The following is a 4,647-nucleotide window of genomic DNA, read 5'->3' as shown; positions in this document are numbered from 1 at the left end:
TAAGGCGATCCCTGTGGGCTTGCCGGCGATGGGCTGCGCAGCAGCCCCAACATCAGAAATGGAAACCGAACATGAATGCCGCCGTAGAACAGAACGCCCCCGCCGAAGCAGCACAGCAAGCCAGCACCAGACCCCGCCGCCGCCAGGCCTGGATCGCCAGCGGCAGCCTGGCGGCCGTCACGGTGCTGGCCTTCGCCAGCTACTGGCTCACCACCGGCCGCTACCTGCAGACCACCGACGATGCTTATGTCCGTGCCGATTGGGTGGCACTGAGCCCGCGCGTTGCCGGCTATGTTGCCAAGGTGGAGGTGGCGGACGACCAGCCAGTCCAGGCCGGCGATGTACTGGTACGGCTGCAAGACCAGGACTACCGCGCGCGTGTCGAGCAGGCCCAGGCCAGCGTGGCCGAAGCCCAGGCAGCACTGGCCGCCGCACAGGCTGGCCAACAGCTGGCGGCCGAGCGCATCAACCAGCGCCAGCACGCCATCCAGCAGGCTGAAGCGACCGTGCGCAGCGCCACCGCCGAACGCCAACGCACTGCCCTGGACGTGCAGCGCTACCGCGGCCTGGTACGCGATCAAGCGGCCACCGCGCAGCGGCTGGAAAGTGCCAACGCCCAGGCGGCCCAGGCACAAGCGGCGCTGCAAGGGGCTCAGGCCGCGCTGCGCGAACAACGCGCTCAACTGGCCATGGCCAAGGCCCGCTCCACCCAGGCCGACGCCGAACTGCAACAGCGCGCAGCCGCCTTGGCCCACGCCCAGGCTCGCCGGCAACTGGCCAGCCAGGACCAGCACGACACCGTGATTCGCGCCCCGCTCGCTGGCATCGTGGGCCAACGCCGCGTGCGTGCTGGCCAGTACGTGGTGCCCGGCCAGCCGCTGCTGGCAGTGGTGCCGGTACAGCAGGCCTACGTGGTCGCCAACTACAAGGAAACGCAACTGGCCCGCATGCGCCCCGGGCAACCCGTGGAAATCCGCGTCGACAGCTTTGCCGGCCAGCCACTGCACGGCCGTGTGGCCAGTTTCTCCCCCGCCTCGGGCAATGTCTTCGCCCTGCTGCCGTCGGACAACGCCACTGGCAACTTCACAAAGATCGTCCAGCGCTTCCCGGTGCGCATCCTGCTCGACCCAGCGCCCGCAGGCCCGCAGCTGCTGCCGGGCATGTCGGTGGTGAGCATCGTCGACACCCGCCACGCCGAGGTTGCCGATGGCCACTGAGCAACCCGTCTCGTTGCGCGCCTGGGTCGCCGTGCTCGGCGGCCTGTTCGGCTGCTTCATGGCCGGCATGAACGTGCATGTCACCAGCGCCGCGCTGCCGGAAATCCGTGGCTCGCTGGGGGCCAGCTTCGAGGAAGGCTCATGGATCTCCACCGCCTACCTGGTGGCGGAAATCGTCATGATCCCGCTGACCGCGTGGCTGGTCGAAGTGTTTTCGCTGCGCCGGGTGATGTGGACCGGCTCGCTGATCTTCCTGCTGGCCTCGGTGGCCTGCTCGTGGGCCCCCAACCTGGAAACGATGATCACCCTGCGCGTAGTGCAGGGCGCGGCCGGCGCGGTGCTGATCCCGCTGTCGTTCCAGTTGATCATCACCGAGCTGCCAGCCAGCAAGATGGCCATGGGCATGGCGCTGTTCAGCCTGGCCAACAGCGTGGCACAGGCGGCCGGGCCGTCGATTGGCGGCTGGCTGACCGACGCCTATTCATGGCGCTGGATCTTCTACCTGCAACTGTTCCCGGGTATCGCCCTGCTGTTCGCCATCGCCTGGTCGATCGACGCAAGGCCGATGCAACTCGCGCTGCTGCGCAAGGGCGATTGGCTGGGTATCGCGGCCATGGTGATCGGCCTGGGTGGCTTGCAGATCGTGCTGGAAGAAGGCGGCAGGCTGGACTGGTTCGGCTCATCGTTCATCGTTGGCATGAGCGCGATCGCCGGAATTGCCCTGGTGGTGTTCGTGGTTACCCAACTGCGCGGCCAGCGCGCTTTCATCAATTTGCGCTTGCTGGGGCGTTACAACTTCGGCGTCGCCAGTGTGGCCATGTTCATCTTCGGCGCGGCAACCTTCGGCCTGGTGTTCCTGGTGCCCAACTACCTGTCGCAACTGCAGGGCTTCAGCGCCCACGACGTGGGTGTAGCACTGATCGCCTATGGCTTGGTTCAGTTGCTGCTGGCGCCCATGATGCCGCGGCTGATGGGCTGGACCAGCGCCAAGTTCATGGTCGCCAGCGGTTTCCTGATCATGGCCCTGGGTTGCTGGCTGGGGGCAAGCCTGAGCGCCGACAGTGCCGACAACGTGATCATCCCATCCACTGTGGTACGTGGCATCGGCCAGCCGTTCATCATGGTAGCGTTGTCGGTGCTGGCGGTGGCCGGGCTGGACAAGCGTGAAGCCGGGTCGGCGTCGGCCGTGTTCTCGATGCTGCGCAACCTGGGGGGCGCGGTAGGGACGGCCGGGTTGACCCAGCTGGTGGCCACCCGCGAGCGTTTCCACAGCGAACGTATCCACGAGCAGGTCAGCGTGTTCGAGCCGGGCATGCAGGAACGCATCAACCACACGGTGCAGAGCTGGTTGCCGCAGCAGCAGCAGGCGCTGGAGGGGTTGGCGGCAACCATTCGCCGCGAAGCGTACCTGATGGCCTACAGCGACGCATTCTACCTGGCGTGCCTGGCCTTGCTCGGGTGCGCCCTGGCGGCGATGCTGTTGCGGGCCAGGCAGAACACCTGAAAAGCGTCAGCGGGCCCCGTGGGTGCTGGGCTGCACCGCCAGGTGCAGCCTGCTCGCCGACCACCCGGCACACGTCGCTGGTACACTCTCGGCCGACGACAGGTGCGAGACAGAACACAGGTATGAACCCGACGCGCTATGCCACTGTGGCCAAGGACTTGATGGCAGGCATTGCCAATGGCCGGTATCCGGTGGGCAGCCTGCTGCCAACCGAGCACGAGCTGTGCGACCTTTACGGTGTGAGCCGGCACACGGTACGTGCCGCGATCGACCAGTTGCTCGGCCAGGGGCTGGTATCGCGACGCAAGCGCGTCGGCACCCGGGTCGAGGCCAGCAGCCCCCGCGGGGGCTACACGCAGTCGCTGGCCAGCGTCGCCGACCTGGCACAGCTGGCGCCAGATCAGCGCTGGCAGATCCGCGATGTGCAGCACTTCGTTGCCGACCTGGGCCAGGCGGCACGGCTGGGGCTGGTGCCCGGTGAGCACTACTTTTGCCTGTCGAGCATCGCCGTGGCGCAGGCTGCGCCGCCGCTATGCTGCACCCAGGTTTATGCACAGCGGGACTACGGCGAAGTCATCGAACGCGCTCGCGAGCAGCCCGAACAGCCGATTGCCAGGCTGATCGAGCAGCATTACGGCCGCGCGATCGCGGTGATCGACCAGCAAGTACGGGCGGTAGCGCTGACGGCCGAGCTGGCCCACGCGCTGAAGGCGCAGGTGGGTTCGGCGGGGTTGCAGATCATTCGCCACTACCGCGAAGAGAACGGCGACCTGATGGCCGTGGCCGAGACGATCCACCCGCATGACCGTTTTACCCTGGTTACCCAGTTGCGCCGGGATCGCGCAGCGGGGTAAGCCGTTTCACAACTCAAGGCGCCCTTACAGCGCTCAACCCAAGGCAAGGTCGACAGGCATGGCAGCAGACAACACGCGGATGCTTACAGTGGGCGAAGTCGCCAAGCGCAGCGGTGTGGCAGTGTCAGCGCTGCACTTTTATGAAGCCAAAGGGCTGATCGCCAGCGTTCGTACGGCGGGCAACCAGCGCCGCTACCCTTCGCTGGTACTGCGCACCCTGGCGATCATCAAGGTGGCACAGCGCACCGGTATCGCACTGGAGGAAATCCGCCAGGCATTGAGCCGCTATGCGCCCAACAGCAAGCTGACCGCGGCGCAGTGGGGCGAAATGTCGAGCGCCTGGCGCGAAGACCTGAATGCACGCATCCGTACCCTGGAGGCGCTGCGCGACAGCCTCGACAACTGTATTGGTTGCGGCTGCCTGTCACTGCAGGACTGCCCCCTGCGCAATCCCGGGGATGTGCTGGCCAAGGAAGGGAGCGGCGCGCGGATTCTGGAAAAGAAGGCGCGCTAGCCTCGCCCACTCACGCCACGTGCGATTCCCTGCAGGGGCGTGTGGCTTGAAGGTGATGAGTAGTTGGAACCATTGCCGCCCTTCACCTCCCTAACCCTGTGCTATCAACCCAAAGCCGCTTACAGGAAGGAATATAGCCATCATGAAACGCGAACAGATCGAAGGTGTTGCCGAGAACCTTGCAGGCAAGGCGCAGAGCGCTGTAGGCCGGCTGGTCGAAGACCCGGCGCTGGAAGCCGAAGGCGATGCGCGTCAGGCGGCAGGCCAGGTGACCAAGACCTATGGTGATGCCGTGGACACGGTGACTTCGTTCGTCAAGGAAAAGCCTATCGCCGCACTGGCCATCACCGCCGCCGTCACACTGGTGATTTCTCGCCTGCTGCGCCGTTGACCCAAGGCGCAACAGGCGGTTCAGGGCCGGACATGGCGTCCGGCCCACGCCATCACCGCTGGCGATATCGTAGCCAAGACAAAGGTGCAATAGCTGTGGGAGCGGGCATGCCCGCGAACACCGGCTCAGCCGGTGCCATGCAGCGCGCTGGTTTCTTCGCGGGCTCG

The 4,647-nt window shown here is 66.1% G+C and carries 5 protein-coding genes; all 5 read left to right on the top strand.

All coding sequences use genetic code 11. The features are described 5' to 3' along the window. Positions 1-71: 71 nt before the first annotated feature. The 5 genes from GYA94_RS25470 to GYA94_RS25450 all read left to right on the top strand — a co-directional run bounded on the left by GYA94_RS25470 (position 72) and on the right by GYA94_RS25450 (position 4,480). On the top strand, positions 72-1,217 hold the full coding sequence (locus tag GYA94_RS25470) for an HlyD family secretion protein (RefSeq protein ID WP_110679939.1): 1,146 nt from the start codon (positions 72-74) through the stop codon (positions 1,215-1,217). Beyond that, a complete protein-coding gene (locus tag GYA94_RS25465; RefSeq protein WP_161893350.1) occupies positions 1,207-2,721 on the top strand; it encodes a DHA2 family efflux MFS transporter permease subunit in 1,515 nt (504 codons plus the stop codon). Before GYA94_RS25470 ends, GYA94_RS25465 begins: the two co-directional genes overlap by 11 nt. Positions 2,722-2,843: 122 nt before the next feature. Beyond that, positions 2,844-3,575, top strand: a complete 732-nt coding sequence (locus GYA94_RS25460; protein ID WP_110679937.1) for a GntR family transcriptional regulator — start codon at positions 2,844-2,846, stop codon at positions 3,573-3,575. A 58-nt stretch (positions 3,576-3,633) separates the two neighbouring features. Then, the gene (gene soxR / locus GYA94_RS25455; RefSeq protein WP_029886682.1) at positions 3,634-4,089 is read left to right on the top strand and encodes a redox-sensitive transcriptional activator SoxR; all 456 of its coding nucleotides are present in this window, start codon (positions 3,634-3,636) and stop codon (positions 4,087-4,089) included. 142 nt (positions 4,090-4,231) lie between these two features. Continuing rightward, the gene (locus tag GYA94_RS25450) at positions 4,232-4,480 is read left to right on the top strand and encodes a CsbD family protein (RefSeq protein WP_009683472.1); all 249 of its coding nucleotides are present in this window, start codon (positions 4,232-4,234) and stop codon (positions 4,478-4,480) included. Positions 4,481-4,647: the final 167 nt, after the last annotated feature.

Source organism: Pseudomonas juntendi (assembly GCF_009932375.1).
Classification (GTDB): Bacteria; Pseudomonadota; Gammaproteobacteria; order Pseudomonadales; family Pseudomonadaceae; genus Aquipseudomonas; species Aquipseudomonas juntendi.
The sequence above is the reverse complement of the archived record's forward strand: the minus strand, read 5'-3'. Positions and strand labels throughout refer to the sequence as shown.